At 66.3% G+C, this 16,063-nt stretch carries 16 protein-coding genes; 14 read left to right on the top strand and 2 right to left on the bottom strand.

All coding sequences use genetic code 11. The annotated features are described in order from the left end of the window. Positions 1 to 202: 202 nt before the first annotated feature. The 10 genes from C563_RS0111375 (at position 203) to C563_RS0111420 (ending at position 10,580) form a co-directional block, all read left to right on the top strand. The gene (locus C563_RS0111375; protein WP_018762178.1) at positions 203 to 1,552 is read left to right on the top strand and encodes an MFS transporter; all 1,350 of its coding nucleotides are present in this window, start codon (positions 203 to 205) and stop codon (positions 1,550 to 1,552) included. Positions 1,553 to 1,561: 9 nt separating this feature from the next. Continuing rightward, on the top strand, positions 1,562 to 2,338 hold the full coding sequence (locus tag C563_RS0111380; protein WP_018762179.1) for an SDR family NAD(P)-dependent oxidoreductase: 777 nt from the start codon (positions 1,562 to 1,564) through the stop codon (positions 2,336 to 2,338). Between the two features lie 118 nt (positions 2,339 to 2,456). Then, on the top strand, positions 2,457 to 3,146 hold the full coding sequence (locus C563_RS0111385) for a GntR family transcriptional regulator (protein WP_018762180.1): 690 nt from the start codon (positions 2,457 to 2,459) through the stop codon (positions 3,144 to 3,146). Positions 3,147 to 3,287: 141 nt separating this feature from the next. After that, complete coding sequence (locus tag C563_RS0111390; RefSeq protein WP_018762181.1) at positions 3,288 to 4,286, top strand: sugar phosphate isomerase/epimerase family protein; 999 nt, start codon at positions 3,288 to 3,290, stop codon at positions 4,284 to 4,286. A 42-nt stretch (positions 4,287 to 4,328) separates the two neighbouring features. Then, complete coding sequence (locus tag C563_RS0111395; protein ID WP_018762182.1) at positions 4,329 to 6,050, top strand: dihydroxyacetone kinase family protein; 1,722 nt, start codon at positions 4,329 to 4,331, stop codon at positions 6,048 to 6,050. Positions 6,051 to 6,062: 12 nt separating this feature from the next. After that, positions 6,063 to 6,557: a ribose-5-phosphate isomerase gene (locus C563_RS0111400; protein WP_018762183.1), complete on the top strand. Its 495-nt coding sequence runs from the start codon at positions 6,063 to 6,065 to the stop codon at positions 6,555 to 6,557. After that, complete coding sequence (locus tag C563_RS0111405; RefSeq protein ID WP_018762184.1) at positions 6,554 to 7,507, top strand: 3-hydroxyacyl-CoA dehydrogenase family protein; 954 nt, start codon at positions 6,554 to 6,556, stop codon at positions 7,505 to 7,507. Before C563_RS0111400 ends, C563_RS0111405 begins: the two co-directional genes overlap by 4 nt. Positions 7,508 to 7,535: 28 nt before the next feature. Next, the gene (locus C563_RS0111410; RefSeq protein ID WP_018762185.1) at positions 7,536 to 8,303 is read left to right on the top strand and encodes an SDR family NAD(P)-dependent oxidoreductase; all 768 of its coding nucleotides are present in this window, start codon (positions 7,536 to 7,538) and stop codon (positions 8,301 to 8,303) included. An 81-nt stretch (positions 8,304 to 8,384) separates the two neighbouring features. Next, positions 8,385 to 9,731, top strand: a complete 1,347-nt coding sequence (locus C563_RS0111415; RefSeq protein WP_018762186.1) for an MFS transporter — start codon at positions 8,385 to 8,387, stop codon at positions 9,729 to 9,731. A 33-nt stretch (positions 9,732 to 9,764) separates the two neighbouring features. Then, complete coding sequence (locus C563_RS0111420; protein WP_018762187.1) at positions 9,765 to 10,580, top strand: triose-phosphate isomerase family protein; 816 nt, start codon at positions 9,765 to 9,767, stop codon at positions 10,578 to 10,580. Here the strand turns inward: C563_RS0111420 and C563_RS0111425 are convergent. Together C563_RS0111425 and C563_RS0111430 are read right to left on the bottom strand one after the other, a co-directional pair. After that, entirely contained in the window at positions 10,532 to 11,020 is a 489-nt protein-coding gene (locus C563_RS0111425; RefSeq protein WP_018762188.1) for an SRPBCC family protein, read from the bottom strand. The two genes, C563_RS0111420 and C563_RS0111425, sit on opposite strands and share 49 nt — an antisense overlap. Next, positions 11,017 to 11,397, bottom strand: coding sequence for a winged helix-turn-helix domain-containing protein (locus tag C563_RS0111430; protein WP_018762189.1), 381 nt, complete (start codon positions 11,395 to 11,397; stop codon positions 11,017 to 11,019). Before C563_RS0111430 ends, C563_RS0111425 begins: the two co-directional genes overlap by 4 nt. Before the next feature lie 142 nt (positions 11,398 to 11,539). Here C563_RS0111430 and C563_RS0111435 point away from each other — a divergent pair, with 142 nt between their 5' ends. The 4 genes from C563_RS0111435 (at position 11,540) to iolD (ending at position 16,061) form a co-directional block, all read left to right on the top strand. Beyond that, complete coding sequence (locus tag C563_RS0111435; protein WP_018762190.1) at positions 11,540 to 11,944, top strand: tautomerase family protein; 405 nt, start codon at positions 11,540 to 11,542, stop codon at positions 11,942 to 11,944. A 186-nt stretch (positions 11,945 to 12,130) separates the two neighbouring features. After that, positions 12,131 to 13,150, top strand: a complete 1,020-nt coding sequence (gene iolC, locus C563_RS0111440; protein ID WP_018762191.1) for a 5-dehydro-2-deoxygluconokinase — start codon at positions 12,131 to 12,133, stop codon at positions 13,148 to 13,150. A gap of 11 nt (positions 13,151 to 13,161) precedes the next feature. Further along, a complete protein-coding gene (locus tag C563_RS0111445; protein ID WP_196803332.1) occupies positions 13,162 to 14,082 on the top strand; it encodes a Cgl0159 family (beta/alpha)8-fold protein in 921 nt (306 codons plus the stop codon). A gap of 29 nt (positions 14,083 to 14,111) precedes the next feature. Continuing rightward, positions 14,112 to 16,061: a 3D-(3,5/4)-trihydroxycyclohexane-1,2-dione acylhydrolase (decyclizing) gene (gene iolD, locus C563_RS0111450; protein ID WP_018762193.1), complete on the top strand. Its 1,950-nt coding sequence runs from the start codon at positions 14,112 to 14,114 to the stop codon at positions 16,059 to 16,061. Positions 16,062 to 16,063 lie beyond the last annotated feature (2 nt).

Below are 16,063 nucleotides of genomic sequence, written 5' to 3' on the forward strand. Positions count from 1 at the left end.
GTTGCACGCCGTTCTCCCTGCCGCCCGCGGGCAGCCTCCCGCATGTGTTGACGCCCACATCTCCCTGTGGCTAGAATCGCAGTCAGACATCAGACATCAGACATCTGATATCAAAATCCCCCGAAATGCCGCCAGCCAAAGGAGTCGTTATGTGCGCGCATTCCCCTCATAAAGGTCCCCACGCCACCGCGGGAGGCCAGCGATGAGCTCCCGTACCGCCGCCCCCGCACTCAGCGAACTGGGCGAGACCACCCTCCGCAAGGTCCGTCGGCGGCTGATGCCCCTGATCGTCCTTCTGTACTTCATCGCCTACCTCGACCGGAACAACGTCGGCTTCGCCAAGCTTGGCATGCAGGGCGACATCGGCCTCACCGAGGCTGCCTATGGCCTGGGTGCCGGCATCTTCTTCCTGGGCTACGCCCTGCTGGAAATCCCCAGCAACGGCGGCATGTACCGCTACGGTGCCCGCAAGTGGATTGCCCGCATCCTGATCAGCTGGGGCATCTTCGCCACGGCCATGTTCCTGGTCAACGGCGAAGCCACCTTCTACGTGATCCGCTTCCTGCTTGGAGCGGCCGAAGCCGGCTTCTTCCCGGCCATCCTCTTCTACCTGACCCTGTGGTTCCCCGCGGCGCAGCGCGTGACTGTGCTTGGCATCTTCATCCTGGCCCAGCCCATCTCCAACGCCCTCGGTGCTCCCGTCTCCGGCATGCTCCTGAACCTGGAAGGCGTCGCGGGCCTGCACGGCTGGCAGTGGCTCTACATCCTTGAAGGCATCCCCGCCATCATCCTGGGCATCATCACGCCCTTCGTCATGACGGACCGCCCGGAACACGCCAAGTGGCTCAAGCCGGAGGAGCGCGAATGGCTCTCTACGACCATGGCCGCGGAACTGGCGGACAAGCAGAAGTCCGGCAACCACAACTTCCTGGCCGGCCTGAAGGACCCGCGCACCATCGCCTACTCGGCGCTGTACTTTGGCCTGGTCTGCGGCATCTATGGCCTGGGGCTCTGGCTGCCCACCATCGTCAAGGCGCTTGGTACGTTCGACTCCACCCAGGTGGGATTCATCGTCTTCATCCCCTACGCCATCGCAGCCGTGTTCGTCTACTTCTGGAGCAAGCGCTCGGACCGCACCGGCAACCGTGTGTGGCACGCCAGCATGAGCATGGTGCTCGCCGCCGTCGGCCTCCTGGGCGCCGGGTACCTGCTCCCGGTCAATGCCGTGCTGGCCATGGTTTTCCTGACGCTCGCGGCCATGGGGATCTACTCGGCGATCGCACCCTTCCTGGCCATGCCGTCGGCCGCCCTCACCGGCGCTGCGGCCGCAGCGGGCCTTGCCATGGTCAACTCCCTTGGCAACCTGGGCGGCTTCGTGGCCCCCTACATCGTGGGCATCCTCAAGGACGCCACGGGGAACAGTCAGACCGGCCTGGTGTTCCTGGCCGCCTGCCTGGCCGTGACCGCCGCCGCCACCTACCTCTACGCACGCAAGCGGCCCGAAGGTGCCTCCGCCGCCGGAGCCACCGTCCCTGCCCCCGAAACCCACTAGGAGACCCCCATGACCACACAGCACATCTTCCCCGCGGAACGCACCGCCGTCCTGACCGGTGCGGCGTCGGCGCGCGGCATCGGCCGAGCCACGGCTGACCGGCTGGCCAGCGAGGGCTGGTCCATCGCGATCCTGGATATTAATGCCGAGGACGCCCAGGCGGCAGCCGCCGAAATCGGTTCCAGCCGGGCGGTCAAAGCGATCGGCGTGGGAGCCGACGTGTCGGACGAAGCATCCGTGGACCGGGCCATCACGGAGATCGAGCAGACGCTTCCGCCCATCGTGGGACTGGTCAACCTGGCCGGAATCAGTTCGCCCACCCCCTTCATGGAGACCACCGTGGCGGAATGGGACAAGGTCTTCGCCATCAACATGCGCGGCACGTTCATCGTGTCCCAGCGCATCCTCAAAGGCATGATCGAACGCGGACTGGGCAGGATCGTCAGCATCTCCTCCATCTCCGCCCAGCGCGGCGGCGGCACCTACTCCAAAGTGGCATACAGTGCCTCCAAAGCAGGAATCCTGGGCTTCACCCGTGCCCTGGCCCGGGAAGTGGGCGAGCACAACATCACGGTGAACGCGATCGCGCCGGGCCCGATCGACACGGACATCATGGGCGGCACGCTGAGCGACGAGCGGAAAGCCCAAATGTCGGAGGGCATCATGATGGGCCGGGTGGGAACCAGGGAAGAAGTGGGTGCCCTGATCGCCTTCCTCCTGGGCGAGGACGCCGGTTACATCACTGCGGCCACCTACGACATCAACGGCGGCCTGCAGGTCTCCTGACCGCGCAGCCGGGACTGGTGCCGTGCGGCGTGGCGGCCGCACGGCACAGGCGTGGGTGTGCCCGGGGACACCCGGCTCCGCAGCGTTCCCGCCAGTTCACCGGCTATAGGATTTCTACATGGCAACCAAAAACCAGGCCTCGGGCGGCGTCAGCAGGCAGGTCCTCGCCGACCACGTTTACGAGGCGCTCCTGGGTGCCTTGATGGACGGCCGGCTGGAAGCCGGTACCCCCGTCAGCATTGATGGCATGGCCCGGGAACTGGACGTTTCCCCGACCCCGGTCCGTGAGGCGCTCGCGCGGCTGGAAGCCACCGGTATGGTCCGGCGGATGGCCCTGCGCGGATACCGGGTGGCGCCCCTGTTCTCCCCGGAAGAGCTTGCAGACCTGATGGACGCGCGGCTGGTGATCGAACCTGCCAATGCCTTCATGGCCTGCAAGCACGCGGACCAGCAACTCACCGGGCGGCTCCAGCAGGCCATCGAGGACCTCAAAGCGGCGCCCCGCGGCCCGTCGTTCGCCGAGTTCCGCGCTTATTGGGAAGCGGACGAACGCTTCCACCGCATGATCGCCGAATCGGCGAACAACCAGTTCCTGCTGTCCGCGTACAACGCCCTCGGCGGCCAGGTGCAGCGGTTCCGTTTCTTCGGCGGCCTCGGTGTCACGGACGCCGACTACGCCATCGCCGAGCACACGGAGATCCTGAAAGCCTTTGAGGCCGGCGACGCCGAGCTCGCCCGGCAGAAGATGATCGACCACATCGAAGGCGTCAAGCAGCGCTCGCAGCACGACAGCGAAGTGCGAAACTAGCAGTACCGCCCGGCGCTGTCCTGGCGGCCCCGCGGCCCCCGGTCGCCACCTCATGGCCCATTGGCCTCCACAAGACCCCTTGACAACGCCAGCGAACAGCATAGATCCTATAGGAAATGCGATTCATGATCTGGAGTGACAATGCCGTACACCGCTGAAAACTGGCCCATCGCCGCTGCCCTGCTGCAGTTCCCCGGAACCAGGCCGGACGGAACCGCCGTCCAGGACGCCCCTGCCAGCGACTGGCAGCAGGTCTTCGAAGAAGTGGCCGACGCCGGTTTCACCAATGCAGACCTCACCGACAGCTGGGTCCGTCCCGGGGATCTTTCCAGCGGCCGGCTGGACGAACTGAAAGCCGCCGCCACGGCCGCCGGCCTGGGCCTTCCCTCCATCTCCGCCATCCGCCGCAGCGTGATCGAGGAAGGCAACTGGGAAGACAACCTGGCCTACACCCACCGCACCCTCGAAGCCGCGGCACAGCTTGGCTGCGAGGTTGTCTCGATCGGGCTGCACCAGGCCATCACCCCCGAGCAGCAGAAGCAGCTGTGGTTCTGGACCGTCGAGGGCCACAAAGACCCGGTGGGGGACAAGGAAAGCTGGAACAACGCCGTCACCCGGATCCGCGAAGTGGGCAAGCACGCCGCCGAACTTGGCCTCCTGGTGTCGCTGGAGATGTACGAGGACACGTACCTGGGCACCGGCGATTCCTCCGTGCAGCTGGTCCAGGACATCGACCTGCCCAACGTAGGGCTGAACCCGGACCTGGGTAACCTGATCCGCTTGCACCGCCCTATCGAAGACTGGCGGGAACTGGTGCACAAGACCCTTCCGTACGCCAATTACTGGCACGTCAAGAACTACATCCGCGATGAAAACCAGGCCCGCAATCAGTACGTCGCCATGCCGGCTCCCATGGAATCAGGCCTCATCAGCTACCGCGAGGCGTTCCAGTTCGCCATCTCCGTCGGCTTCCAGGGCATCATCTGCACGGAGCACTACGGCGGCGACGGCCTGAGCGTCACCGCCGCCAACCAGGAGTACCTCCGGCGCCAGGTCCTGCCCAAGCGCGACGGCTACGCCCTGGGCACCAGCCTGGTGGCGCAGGGCCGGCAAACCCCCGCGGCAGTCCCTGCGCGCTAGCCGGCCGGCTCCCAACCGATCCAACGGGTTCAACGAGGAATCATGACAAAGATATTTGACGATCCAGCGCAGTTCGCAGACGACGCCCTTGACGGCTTCGTGGCCGCCAACCGCCAGTATGTGGCGCGTGTCGACGGCGGTGTTGTCCGCTCCACCGAAACCCCCAAGGGCCAGGTGGCAGTGGTCATCGGTGGCGGCTCCGGCCACTACCCCGCCTTCGCCGGCCTGGTGGGGGCCGGGCTCGCCGCCGGAAGCGCCTGCGGCAACATGTTTGCCTCCCCCTCCGCGGGGCAGGTCTACCGCGTTGCCAAGGCAGCCCAGACCGGCGGCGGCGTCCTCCTCAGCTACGGAAACTATGCCGGCGACGTCCTCCACTTCGGCCAGGCCCAGGACAAGCTGAACGCCGAAGGCATCCAGACCCGGACCGTGCTGGTCACCGACGACATCGCCAGCGCACCGGTCGAAGAAATCGGAAAGCGCCGCGGTATCGCCGGCGACCTCACGGTCTTCAAAGTTGCCGGCGCGGCGGCAGAGGCCGGACTGGACCTGGACGAGGTGGAGCGGCTTGCCACCAAGGCGAACCACCACACCCGCTCCTTGGGCGTGGCGTTCGCGGGGTGCACCCTTCCCGGAGCAGCAGAGCCCCTCTTCACCGTGCCCGAAGGCATGATGTCGGTGGGGCTGGGTATCCACGGCGAACCGGGCATCTCCGAGCAGCCGCTTCCCACCGCCAGTGAACTGGCCAAGCTGCTGGTGGACGGCCTGCTGAAGGACAAGCCTGAAACCGCAAGCCAGCGGGTAGTACCCATCCTCAACGGCCTGGGGACCGTCAAGTACGACGAACTCTTCCTGCTGTTCGGCAGGATCGAAGCCCTGCTCACCGAGGCCGGACTGGAGATCGTCGAGCCCGAGTGCGGTGAGCTGGTCACCAGCCTGGACATGTCCGGCCTGTCCCTCACGCTGTTCTGGCTGGACGCCGAGCTGGAGAAGTTCTGGGCCGCCCCCGCTGACACGCCGGCCTTCCGGAAGGGCAACCTGGCACGCCGCCGGGCCCGGGCCGTCGAATCCCTGGCCGAGGCGGCAGCCATCACTTCGCTGGCCGCCACCCCGGCCTCAACCGCCCTGGCAGCCACCGCGGTTGACGCGCTGAAGGAGGCCCGCGCCGTCGTCGTCGAACACGAAGACGCCCTGGGAAAGCTGGACGCCATCGCCGGGGACGGCGACCACGGCATCGGCATGCGGCGCGGCGTGGACGCTGCCGTAGCCGCCGCGGAGCAATCCCACGCCGGCGGCGCCGGCCTGGAGGAAGTCCTTGCGGCGGCAGGGGAGCAGTGGGCCGAGCGGGCCGGCGGTACCTCCGGGGCCCTCTGGGGCGCGGCCGTCACCGCCGTCGGCAGGACGCTGGGCAGCAAGGACGCCTACACGGCCGCCGACGCGACCGCGGCCGTCAACGCCCTCCGCGACGCCATTGTCACCCTGGGCAAGGCGGAAGCCGGGGACAAGACCATGGTGGATGCGCTGCTTCCGTTCGCCGAAACCTTCGCCAAGGCAATAGACGACGGCGGCAGCCTGGCTGCAAGCCTCAGTGCGGCAGCGGAGGCGGCAGCAAAAGCCGCTGATGAGACAGCCGGCCTCAGCCCGAAGAAGGGCAGGGCCCGTCCGCTGGCCGAAAAGAGCCTGGGCCACCCGGACCCCGGTGCTGTGTCCTTTGGCCTCATCGCCCGCAGGGTGGCCGATTACGCCGCCACCATCGAAAGCCACTGAAGGAGAACCGTTATGACTGAGCAATCCCCAACCGGCTGGCGCATCGTCGTCGGCAATGACGAAGCAGGCGTGGAATACAAGAACGCCCTGCGGGAACTGCTGGAGGCGGACCCCCGGGTTGCTTCCGTGGAGGATGTGGGAGTCGGCGCCGACGACACCACCGCCTACCCCCACCTGGCCGTCGCCGCCGCCCGCAAGGTGGCGGCCGGCGAAGCGGACCGTGCCCTCCTGATCTGCGGAACCGGCCTGGGCGTCGCCATCTCAGCCAACAAGGTACCGGGCATCCGGGCCGTGACGGCCCACGACAGCTACTCCGTGGAGCGGTCTGTGCTCTCCAACAACGCGCAGGTGCTGACCCTGGGCCAGCGCGTCATCGGCCTGGAACTGGCCAAGAAGCTGGTGGGCGAGTGGCTCAACTACCGCTTCGATGAAAACTCCGCATCCGCGGCCAAAGTAGACGCCATCTGCTCCTATGAGGGCGCGTCGGAAGGACTTGAAACCACATGAGCATCCGTAATATCGCAGTCGTCGGTTCCGGCTACATGGGCGGCGGAATCGCCCAGGTCCTGGCCCTTGCGGGGGCCCGCGTGGCGCTCGCCGACGTCTCCGCCGAGATCGCCCAGGGCAACTACGAGCGCCTGCTGAAGGAATCCGACGAATTCGTGGCTGCCGGTCTTTTCCCGGCCAACGCCACGGACCTGCTGAAGGAAAACCTCTGGGCAGCCAAGGACATCGAGGAGGCGGTGGCGGACGCCGAATACATCGAGGAGGCCGTGCCGGAAGTCCTCGAGATCAAGCACGCCACCCTGGGCCGGATCAGCGCCGCCGCGCGCCCGGACGCCATCATTGGCTCCAACACCTCCACTATTTCCATTGCCAAGCTGGCCGTAGTGGTGGAGAACCCGGAGCGCTTCCTGGGCGTCCACTTCTCAAACCCGGCACCGTTCATCCCCGGCGTGGAAGTCATTCCGCACGAGGGGACCTCCGAGGCGACCGTGCAGGCCGCCCGCACCATCGTGGGGGAGACCGGCAAGGAAACGGCTACCGTCAAGGATGTCACCGGCTTCGTGCTGAACCGGCTCCAGTACGCCCTCTTCCACGAAGCCGCCCAGGTGGTGGAGGAAGGCATCGCCACGGCCGAGGACGTGGACACGCTGGTCCGTACCACCTTCGGCTTCCGGCTGCCGTTCTTCGGTCCCTTCGCCATCGCAGACATGGCCGGCCTGGACGTCTACGCGTTCTGCTACAAGTCGCTGCAGACCGGCTTCCCGGAGCGGTTCGCCACCCCGCAGATCCTGCAGGAAAAGGTCGACGCCGGCCAGCTGGGCACCAAGACCGGCTCCGGCTTCCTCGACGTCCCGGCTGAGCGCACCGCAGCTTTGGTTGCCTACCGGAACAAGGCCTACGTCGCCATGCAGAAGCTCATCGAGGACCTGGGCCCGGCCCCGCTGTCCTAGCCCCTCCCTGAACCAGAAGGAACATTCCATGACAGTTTTCCCCGCAGACCGCACCGTGATTGTTACCGGCGCAGTCTCTGAACGCGGCATCGGCCGCGCCACGGCCGTCTACCTCGCCGAACGCGGCTGGAACATCGGCGTGATCGACCTTGACGACGCCGCCAGCAAGAGCCTGGCCAAGGAACTGGCCGAAAAGCACGGTGTCAAGGCCCACGGCGCCGGCGCCAACATCGGCGACGAAGCCTCGGTCCGCGCCGCCATCGACGAGATCGAGGCCGAGCTTCCGCAGCTGGTTGCGCTGGCGAACATCGCGGGCGTCAGCTCCCCGGTCCCCTACCTCGAGCTCGACGCCGGCGAATGGGATCGGGTGCTCAACATCAACATGAACGGCGTGCACTACGCGACCCGCCGGGCCGCCGAATCGATGGTGAAGAACCGGCTGGGCCGGATCGTGAACATCTCCTCGGTCTCCGCCCAGCGCGGCGGCGGCACGTTCAGCAAGACCCCGTACTCCGTAGCGAAGGCCGGCGTGATCGGTCTTACCCGCGCCACCGCCCGCGAACTGGGTGAGTACGACATCACGGTCAACGCGATTTCGCCCGGTCCGATCGACACCGACATCATGGGCGGCACCCTCAGCGAGGAACGCAAGGATGAACTGGTCAGGGACCTCGTGGTGAACCGGGTAGGCACCACACGGGATGTTGCGGCAGCCATCTCCTTCCTGATCGGTGAGGACGCCGGGTACATCTCCGGCCAGACGCTGAACGTGGACGGCGGCCTGTACATGCACTGACGGCACCGTGCCGCCACCACCAAGCCCTGCGGGCCGCCGGCCCGCAGGCCCATCACCGCCACCCACTCGAAGGAGAGTGCTGTGTCTGAAACCACCGCAACATCAAAGGAACTCCTGGCCCGGCCGGTCCTGAAATCGGCAATCTTGAAGGCGGCGCGCCGGCTCATGCCGATGCTGGTCATCCTCTACGTCGTCTCATTCCTGGACAGAACCAACGTCGGTTTCGCCGAGGCCGCGCTGGGCGCGGACAAGGGGGTGTCCGCCGCAGCCTTTGCCCTGGGCGCCGGCATCTTCTTCATCGGCTACGCGATCTTCGAGATTCCCAGCAACCTGCTGCTCAAGAAGGTCGGTGCCAAGGTCTGGCTGGCACGCATCGCCATCACCTGGGGCATCGTCTCGGCATGCTTCGCCTTCGTCCAGGGCGAAACCTCGTTCGTGATCCTGCGCTTCCTCCTCGGCGTCACCGAGGCGGGCCTGTTTCCCGGCGTGATCATGTACCTGGCCGAATGGTTCCCGAACAAGGTCCGCGTGCAGATGTTCGCCATCTTCTACCTGGCCCAGCCCTTCTCCCAGATGATCGGCAACCCGCTCTCAGGCTGGCTCATCAACATCGGCGACCAGGTCCCCGGACTGCGCGGCTGGCAGGTCATGTTCTTCGTCGAAGGCATGCTGGCCGTCCTGGCCGGCATCGCGGCGTTCTTTTTCCTGATCAATGGTCCGGAGAAAGCCAAGTTCCTCAGCAGCGAAGAAAAGTATGCGCTGAAGGAAGTCATGGCCCTGGAGGACACCATCAAGGACGAGCATGGCCCCCGCGGCATCCTCGCCGCCCTGCGCAACGGCCGCGTCTGGTACTTCACCGTGATCTATTTCTGCCTGCAGGTCGCGGTCTATGGTGTGACCTTCTTCCTGCCGCAGCAGGTGTCCTCCCTCACCGGGCAGAAGGTGGGACTCGCCGTCGGCCTGCTGATCGCCGTGCCATGGTTCTTCGGCATCTTCTCCTGCTACTTCATCGGCAAGGCCGCGGACACGGTGGCGAAGCGGCGGAAGTTCGGCACCATCCTGTTCATCTCCACCGGACTGTGCATCTTCGGCTCAGCCTGGGCGGGGACCAACCACCAGCCGGTGCTGGGCATGGTCTTCATTACCCTGGCAGTCTGCAGCTTCCTTGCCGTCGGTCCGGTGGTCTGGTCGTACCCCACCGCGTTCCTCGCCGGGTCTGCTGCCGCGGCAGGCATCGGGTTGATCAACTCCCTCGGCAACCTGGGCGGCTTCGTAGCACCCATCCTGCGGACCGCAGTCAACGAGGCAACGCAGTCACCCACCGGCTCCATGGGCGTCTATGCCCTCGGCGTCCTGCCGTTTGTGGCGGCCGCAATGATGTTCGCCACGAGGCGGTTCAAGAACAAGGCCGATGACCTGCTCGACTGAGCACGTCGGCAGCCACCAACACGCAAGGAAACCATGAGCACCTCCGGCAGCAGCACAGGCAACGGCCCCCTCTACATCGGTGTCAGCACCAAGATGTACCTGGGCTACCAGGAAAGCCTGCGCTGGCTGTCGGAGGTGCGTTCCATCGTGGATGACAGGCCCGGGCTCGCCGCCCAGGACTCCCCGGTGCGGGTCTTCGTCATCCCTTCCTTTCCGGTACTGGAACAGGCCGCGCGGATCCTGGCCGGCTCGCCGGTGTTGCTCGGGGCCCAAAACTGCGCATGGGGGGACGGGCCGCTCACCGGGGAAGTGAGCCCCGGCATGCTGGCCGAACTTGGCGTCCGGCTGGTGGAAATCGGACATGCCGAGCGCCGCCGGCTGTTCGCCGAGGACGACGCCGTCGTGGCCCGCAAGGTGCGTGCCGTCGTCGGCCATTCCCTCACCCCGCTGCTGTGCATCGGGGAACCGGACAGGCTCGACGCCGGTGCTGCCGCGGACTTCTGCGTGCGGCAGGTCCGGGCCGCGACGGGCGGCGACACGGACCTGCTGCCCCGCCTGGTCCTGGCCTACGAACCTGTTTGGGCCATCGGCGCCGACGAGCCCGCCGCCCCGCACCACGTCAACGCCGTCCTCGGGCTCATCCGGGAGGCCCTGGGCCCTGGCTGCCCCGTGATGTACGGCGGCAGTGCCGGCCCTGGACTGTTGCCGCAGCTGGGAGCCGCGGACGGACTCTTCCTGGGCCGGTTCGCGCATGATCCCGCGAACCTGGGCCGCGTCCTGGATGAGGCGGTGCTTTTGCGTCAGGCGGGAGCCGTTGCCCCGGCCAGCAATTCTTCCAGCCGCTCGTAGCCTTCGGACAGGCCGCCCTCCATGCCGGACTGGGCCATGCCGTCGCGCGCTTCCTGGCTGGGGTAGACGGAATGTCCCCGCAGTCGGGTCCTTCCGTTGCCGAGGTCCTCGAACGTCATGAACTCCAGGCTGACCACATCCGGATATCCGCCGAACTCGAAGGTCTGGATGGCGAATTCGTTCTCGCGGACCGTGTGGAAAATGCCCTTGAACTCGTAGGCGACACCGTCGCGTCCGGTGTGCAGGTAGCTGTAGCTGCCTCCGGTGCGGAAGTCGTAGTGGTCAATGTCCATCTTCATGCCCCGCGGGCCCAGCCACTGGACAATGAGGTCCGGTTCTTTGTGGGCGCGGAACACGTCCGCGACCGGGAAATCGAACTCGCGCTCGTAATCGATGAAGGGGACGCCTTCGGGAACGCTGAGTTTCAGGGAATTGCTCATTTTGACTCCTGGGTGGATTGGTCGCCACTGTGGTGGCCGCCGCTGTGGGCAGTGCTTGATCGAAGAACGGCGTCGAGGCTGCGGAACTGGCCTTCGCGGATCAACCGGTATTGGTCAATCCATGCGGTCAGCGCCTCAAGCCGGGCCGGGTTCAGGTGCACGGGCCGGCGCTGCGCGTCCCTGGTCCGGGTCACCAGTTCCGCCTGCTCAAGTACCTGGATGTGTTTCGAGATCGCCTGCTTGGAGATCTCGAACGGTTCCGCCAATTCGTTCACTGTTGCCGGGCCCCTGCTGAGCCGGGCGATGAGGCGCCTCCGCACGGGATCTGCCAGGGCCATGAAGGCCACGTCCAGGGCCGCGTCATCGGAGATCAACATCATTTCCTTTAATCAACTTTTTTATTTATCAACCTTGCGGTTGATTAATGGTAGGCGCCATCGCGGGTTCCGCGCAAGGGTTTGTTCCCTGATTGCATCACTTGTTAGTATGTCAGGACAAAGCAAGCGAAGGAGAATTAGCATGCCGCTGGTCCGCATTGACGTCAACGAAGGCCGCACCGCCGAAGAATTGCAGGCGCTGAGCCGAGGGATCCATGAAGCAATCCTGGCCGAGTATGGCATTCCGGAGCGGGACTACTTCCATATCCTGACGGAACACCCCCAGGGCCGGATCATTGCCCAGGATGCGGGCCTCGGATTCGAGCGCACCGGGGGCGTGGTGATGATCCAGATCTTCACCCAGGCGGGCCGGTCGCAGGAGGCCAAGCAGGGGCTTTTCGCGGCCGTGGCGGAAAAGCTCGCCGGACTGGGGGTCGCCGGCGAGGATGTCTTCATCGGCTATGTGGAAAATAGCGCCGGTGACTGGTCGTTCGGTTTCGGCCGCGCGCAGTACGTTACCGGCGAGCTGGCGGTCCCCAAACACTGACTGCCGGCCCCTACCGGTCGTGGGGGCCGGGTCTGCTGTTGGTTGTAAGTATGTCAGAACAAACTTTTGACAGGACATTCGATCTACGGCAAAGTAGTGCCTGTGGCCCACGCCACGGCCTGCCAGTCCCGGAACTCCTGCCCCTCAAAGGGCCCGGGTTCCACACCAGAAAGGTCCGCGATCACCGTGACCCACGAGCTTCTTACGATCGGGCGCATCAGCGTTGATATCTACCCGAACGACATCGGGGTTGGCTTGGAGGACGTTAACTCCTTCGGCAAGTACTTGGGTGGTTCACCGTCCAACGTTGCTGTTGCCGCCGCCCGCCATGGCCGCCGCACTGCCGTCATTACCCGTACCGGGGATGACCCGTTCGGTGTTTACCTGCACCGCGAGCTGCGCAAGTTCAACGTCGATGACACCTTCGTGACCCCGGTGAAGGACTTGCCCACGGCGGTAACCTTCTGCGCGATCAAGCCGGCAACCGATGAGTTCCCGCTGTATTTCTACGGCCGGTTCCCCACCGCGCCGGACCTGCAGATCAAGGCTGAAGAGCTGGACCTGGACGCCATCCGCCAGGCAGGGATCTTCTGGTCCACCGTGACGGGCCTGTGCCAGGAGCCCTCCCGGTCAGCGCACATCGCAGCCCACGAAGCGCGCCCGCGCACCCGCTTGGCTGAAGGTCAGTTCACCATCCTTGACCTGGATTACCGGCCCATGTTCTGGCCATCCGAGGAAGAGGCACGGGCCGAGGTCGCCAAAGTCCTGCCGTATGTCACGGTCGCCATCGGCAACGACAAGGAGTGCGCCGTCGCCGTGGGGGAGGGGACTCCTGATGAGCAGGCGGACCGCCTGCTGGCTGCGGGCGTGGAGATCGCCGTCGTCAAGCTCGGCGCCGAAGGCGTGATGGCGAAGACCCGCACCGAGCGGGTGGTGTCCGCTCCCGTTCCGGTGGAGACGCTGAACGGCCTGGGTGCCGGCGACTCGTTTGGCGGCGCGTTCTGCCATGGGCTCCTCTCCGGCTGGCCGTTGGCCCAGGTCCTGGACTACGCCAACGCCGCAGGTGCGATCGTCGCCTCCCGGCTCTCCTGCGCAGATGCCATGCCGACGCCGGAGGAGGTCACCTCGCTGCTGGCCGAACGCGGCCGGCCGGTCCCCGGCGACGGTGCCGCCGCGCAGCTTGCCACCGAAGGAGCAGCACTGTGACCCTCACCCCGATGGCTTCCAACCGCACCCTGGATGATGATCCGCGCCGCTATGAGCACCTGAGCACCATCCGCCTTGAGGACCCGGAGGCTGTGGCCCGCGCCGCGAAGTCCCGCCGCCGCCACCCGGGCCTGAAGTCCGGACGACAGAACTTCATCGTCGCGGCCGACCACCCGGCCCGCGGCGCCCTTGCCGTCGGTGCGGATCCGGTGGCCATGGCAGACCGCCGCCAACTCCTGGACCGGCTCCAGATCGCGTTGGCCAACCCTGCAGTTGACGGTGTCCTGGCCTCCCCGGACATCATGGACGACCTCCTGCTGCTGGGTGCCCTGGACGGGAAGCTCGTGTTCGGTTCGATGAACCGTGGCGGCCTGGCCGGGCTGGTCAACGAGATCGATGACCGGTTCACAGGCCACACGGCCGCGGCGCTGGCGGCCCTTGGTGCCGACGGCGGGAAGATGCTGACCCGGATCTGCCTGGGCGACCCGGATACGGTCGCCACCCTGGAGGCGACCGCCCACGCGATCGATTCGCTGGCCGAACGGAAACTGATCGCCATGGTGGAGCCCTTCCTCTCGGTCCGCGAAAACGGCCGCGTCCGCAACGACCTGTCCACCAATGCGGTGATCAAGTCCATTGCGATCGCCGAAGGCCTGGGTTCCACCAGCGCCTACACCTGGATGAAGCTGCCGGTGGTGGCGGAGATGGAACGCGTCATGGCGGCCACCACCATGCCCACGGTACTCCTGGGCGGTGACCCGGACGGCACCCAGGATGAGGTCTTCGCCACCTGGGAAGCAGCGCTGGCGCTTCCCGGCGTCCAAGGCCTCACGGTGGGCCGCACCCTTCTCTATCCCGCAGACGGGGATGTCGCCGGCGCCGTCGCCACCGCCGCCTCGCTGCTGCGCCACACCACGGAAGCATCGGAGTAGTCCCCATGGGCACCACAGGAACACGCAGGATGACGGTGGCCCAGGCCGTCGTCGAATACCTGTCCAAGCAGTACACCGTTGACAACGTTGGCGGCGTGGACTACCGGGAGCGGCTCATTCCGGGCACCTTCGGTATCTTCGGCCACGGCAACGTTGCCGGCGTTGGCCAGGCGCTGAAGCAATACCAGCAGCAGGACCCGTCCCTGATGCCCTACTACCAGGGCCGGAACGAGCAGGCCCAGGTCCACCAGGCTGTCGGCTACGCCCGGCACACCCGCCGCCGCCAGACGTTCGCCATCAGCACCTCGATCGGCCCGGGGTCCTCGAACCTGCTGACCGGCGCCGCCTTGGCCACCACCAACCGTTTGCCGGTCCTGCTGCTGCCGTCTGACACGTTCGCCACCAGGGTCGCGGATCCGGTGCTGCAGCAGCTCGAACAGCCGTACGCCTACGACCTCACGGTCAACGACGCGTTCCGGCCGCTGTCCAAGTTCTTCGACCGGGTCTCCCGGCCGGAGCAGCTGTTCTCCGCGTTCCACCACGGGCTGCGGGTCCTGACCGACCCGGCCGAAACCGGGGCGGTGACTATTTCGCTGCCGCAGGATGTCCAGGCCGAGGCGCTCGACGTCCCGGAGGAATTCCTGGCCGAGCGGGAATGGCGGATCCGCCGCCCCGAGGCCGAGGACGACGACATCGCCCGCGCCGCGGCGGCGATCCGCGCCGCCAAGCGCCCGCTGGTCATCGCCGGCGGCGGCGTCCTCTACGCCTACGCCAACGACGAATTGGCAAAGTTCGCCGAGCTGACGGGCATCCCGGTGGGCAACACGCAGGCCGGCGTCGGCGTCCTGCCGTGGGACCACAAGCACTCCCTCGGAGCGATCGGCTCCACCGGCACCACCGCGGCGAACGCCATTGCCGCAGAGGCAGACCTGATCATTGGCATCGGCACGCGCTACGAGGACTTCACCACCGCGTCACGCACAGCGTTCCAGAACCCCGACGTGACGTTCATCAACATCAACGTCGCCCCGCTCGATGCCTACAAGCACGGCACCAGCCTTCCGATCGTGGCGGACGCCCGCAAGGCGCTGGTGAAGCTGAACGCGGCCCTGGGCGGCTACCGTACCGGCGCAGACCTGGCGGAAAAGGTCGCGGCGGAGAAGAAGCGTTGGGACGCCACCGTGGATCAGGCGTTCGACACCCGGTACACCCCGCTGCCGGCGCAGAACGAAATCATCGGCGCCACCAACCGGGCCATGGAGGCGGCGGATGTGGTGATCTGCGCTGCAGGGTCGCTGCCCGGCGATCTGCACAAGATGTGGCGCGTCCGCGACCCGTTCGGCTACCACGTCGAATACGCCTACTCCTGCATGGGCTACGAAATTCCCGGCGGCCTCGGGGTCAAGCGGGCAGTGCTCGCCGAAGCGGCGCGTGCGACGGCGGCAGGCGGGGACCGCGCGGACGTACGGGACGTCGTCGTCATGGTGGGCGATGGCTCCTACCTGATGATGCACACCGAACTGGTCACCGCGGTCGCCGAACGCATCAAACTGATCGTGGTCCTGATCCAGAACCATGGATACGCCTCCATCGGCTCCCTGTCCGAATCCCTGGGCTCGCAGCGCTTCGGCACCCGCTACCGGGCCCTGGACGAGGAGCAGCACAGCTTCGACACCGGCGAGACCCTGCCGGTGGACCTTGCACTGAACGCCGAATCCCTGGGCGTGAAGGTCATCAGGATCGAACCCGGGGAGAAGGTGATCGCCGAACTGGAGCAGGCCATCCGCGATGCCAAAGCCGCCCCCGAGGGCAGCGGGCCCATCCTGATCCATGTCGAGTCCGATCCTCTCCTGGACGCACCATCCTCCGAGTCCTGGTGGGACGTTCCGGTCGCGCAGGTTTCCGAACTGGACTCCACCACGCAGGCCTACGGGGCCTACGCCGACCACAAGTCACGCCAGCGCAAACTGCTCGGCTGACC

The sequence above is a fragment of the Arthrobacter sp. 135MFCol5.1 genome, assembly GCF_000374865.1.
GTDB lineage: Bacteria > Actinomycetota > Actinomycetes > Actinomycetales > Micrococcaceae > Arthrobacter.

Bases quoted from the DNA above. Each gene is read 5' to 3' on its own strand.
- C563_RS0111395 (WP_018762182.1), top strand. From the start codon at position 4,329: ATGACAAAGATATTTGACGATCCAGCGCAGTTCGCAGACGACGCCCTT.
- C563_RS0111410 (WP_018762185.1), top strand. From the start codon at position 7,536: ATGACAGTTTTCCCCGCAGACCGCACCGTGATTGTTACCGGCGCAGTC.
- C563_RS0111375 (WP_018762178.1), top strand. From the start codon at position 203: ATGAGCTCCCGTACCGCCGCCCCCGCACTCAGCGAACTGGGCGAGACC.
- C563_RS0111425 (WP_018762188.1), bottom strand. From the start codon at position 11,020: ATGAGCAATTCCCTGAAACTCAGCGTTCCCGAAGGCGTCCCCTTCATC.
- C563_RS0111380 (WP_018762179.1), top strand. From the start codon at position 1,562: ATGACCACACAGCACATCTTCCCCGCGGAACGCACCGCCGTCCTGACC.
- C563_RS0111385 (WP_018762180.1), top strand. From the start codon at position 2,457: ATGGCAACCAAAAACCAGGCCTCGGGCGGCGTCAGCAGGCAGGTCCTC.
- C563_RS0111400 (WP_018762183.1), top strand. From the start codon at position 6,063: ATGACTGAGCAATCCCCAACCGGCTGGCGCATCGTCGTCGGCAATGAC.
- C563_RS0111420 (WP_018762187.1), top strand. From the start codon at position 9,765: ATGAGCACCTCCGGCAGCAGCACAGGCAACGGCCCCCTCTACATCGGT.
- C563_RS0111405 (WP_018762184.1), top strand. From the start codon at position 6,554: ATGAGCATCCGTAATATCGCAGTCGTCGGTTCCGGCTACATGGGCGGC.
- C563_RS0111390 (WP_018762181.1), top strand. From the start codon at position 3,288: ATGCCGTACACCGCTGAAAACTGGCCCATCGCCGCTGCCCTGCTGCAG.
- iolD (WP_018762193.1), top strand. From the start codon at position 14,112: ATGACGGTGGCCCAGGCCGTCGTCGAATACCTGTCCAAGCAGTACACC.
- C563_RS0111435 (WP_018762190.1), top strand. From the start codon at position 11,540: ATGCCGCTGGTCCGCATTGACGTCAACGAAGGCCGCACCGCCGAAGAA.
- C563_RS0111445 (WP_196803332.1), top strand. From the start codon at position 13,162: ATGGCTTCCAACCGCACCCTGGATGATGATCCGCGCCGCTATGAGCAC.
- C563_RS0111430 (WP_018762189.1), bottom strand. From the start codon at position 11,397: ATGTTGATCTCCGATGACGCGGCCCTGGACGTGGCCTTCATGGCCCTG.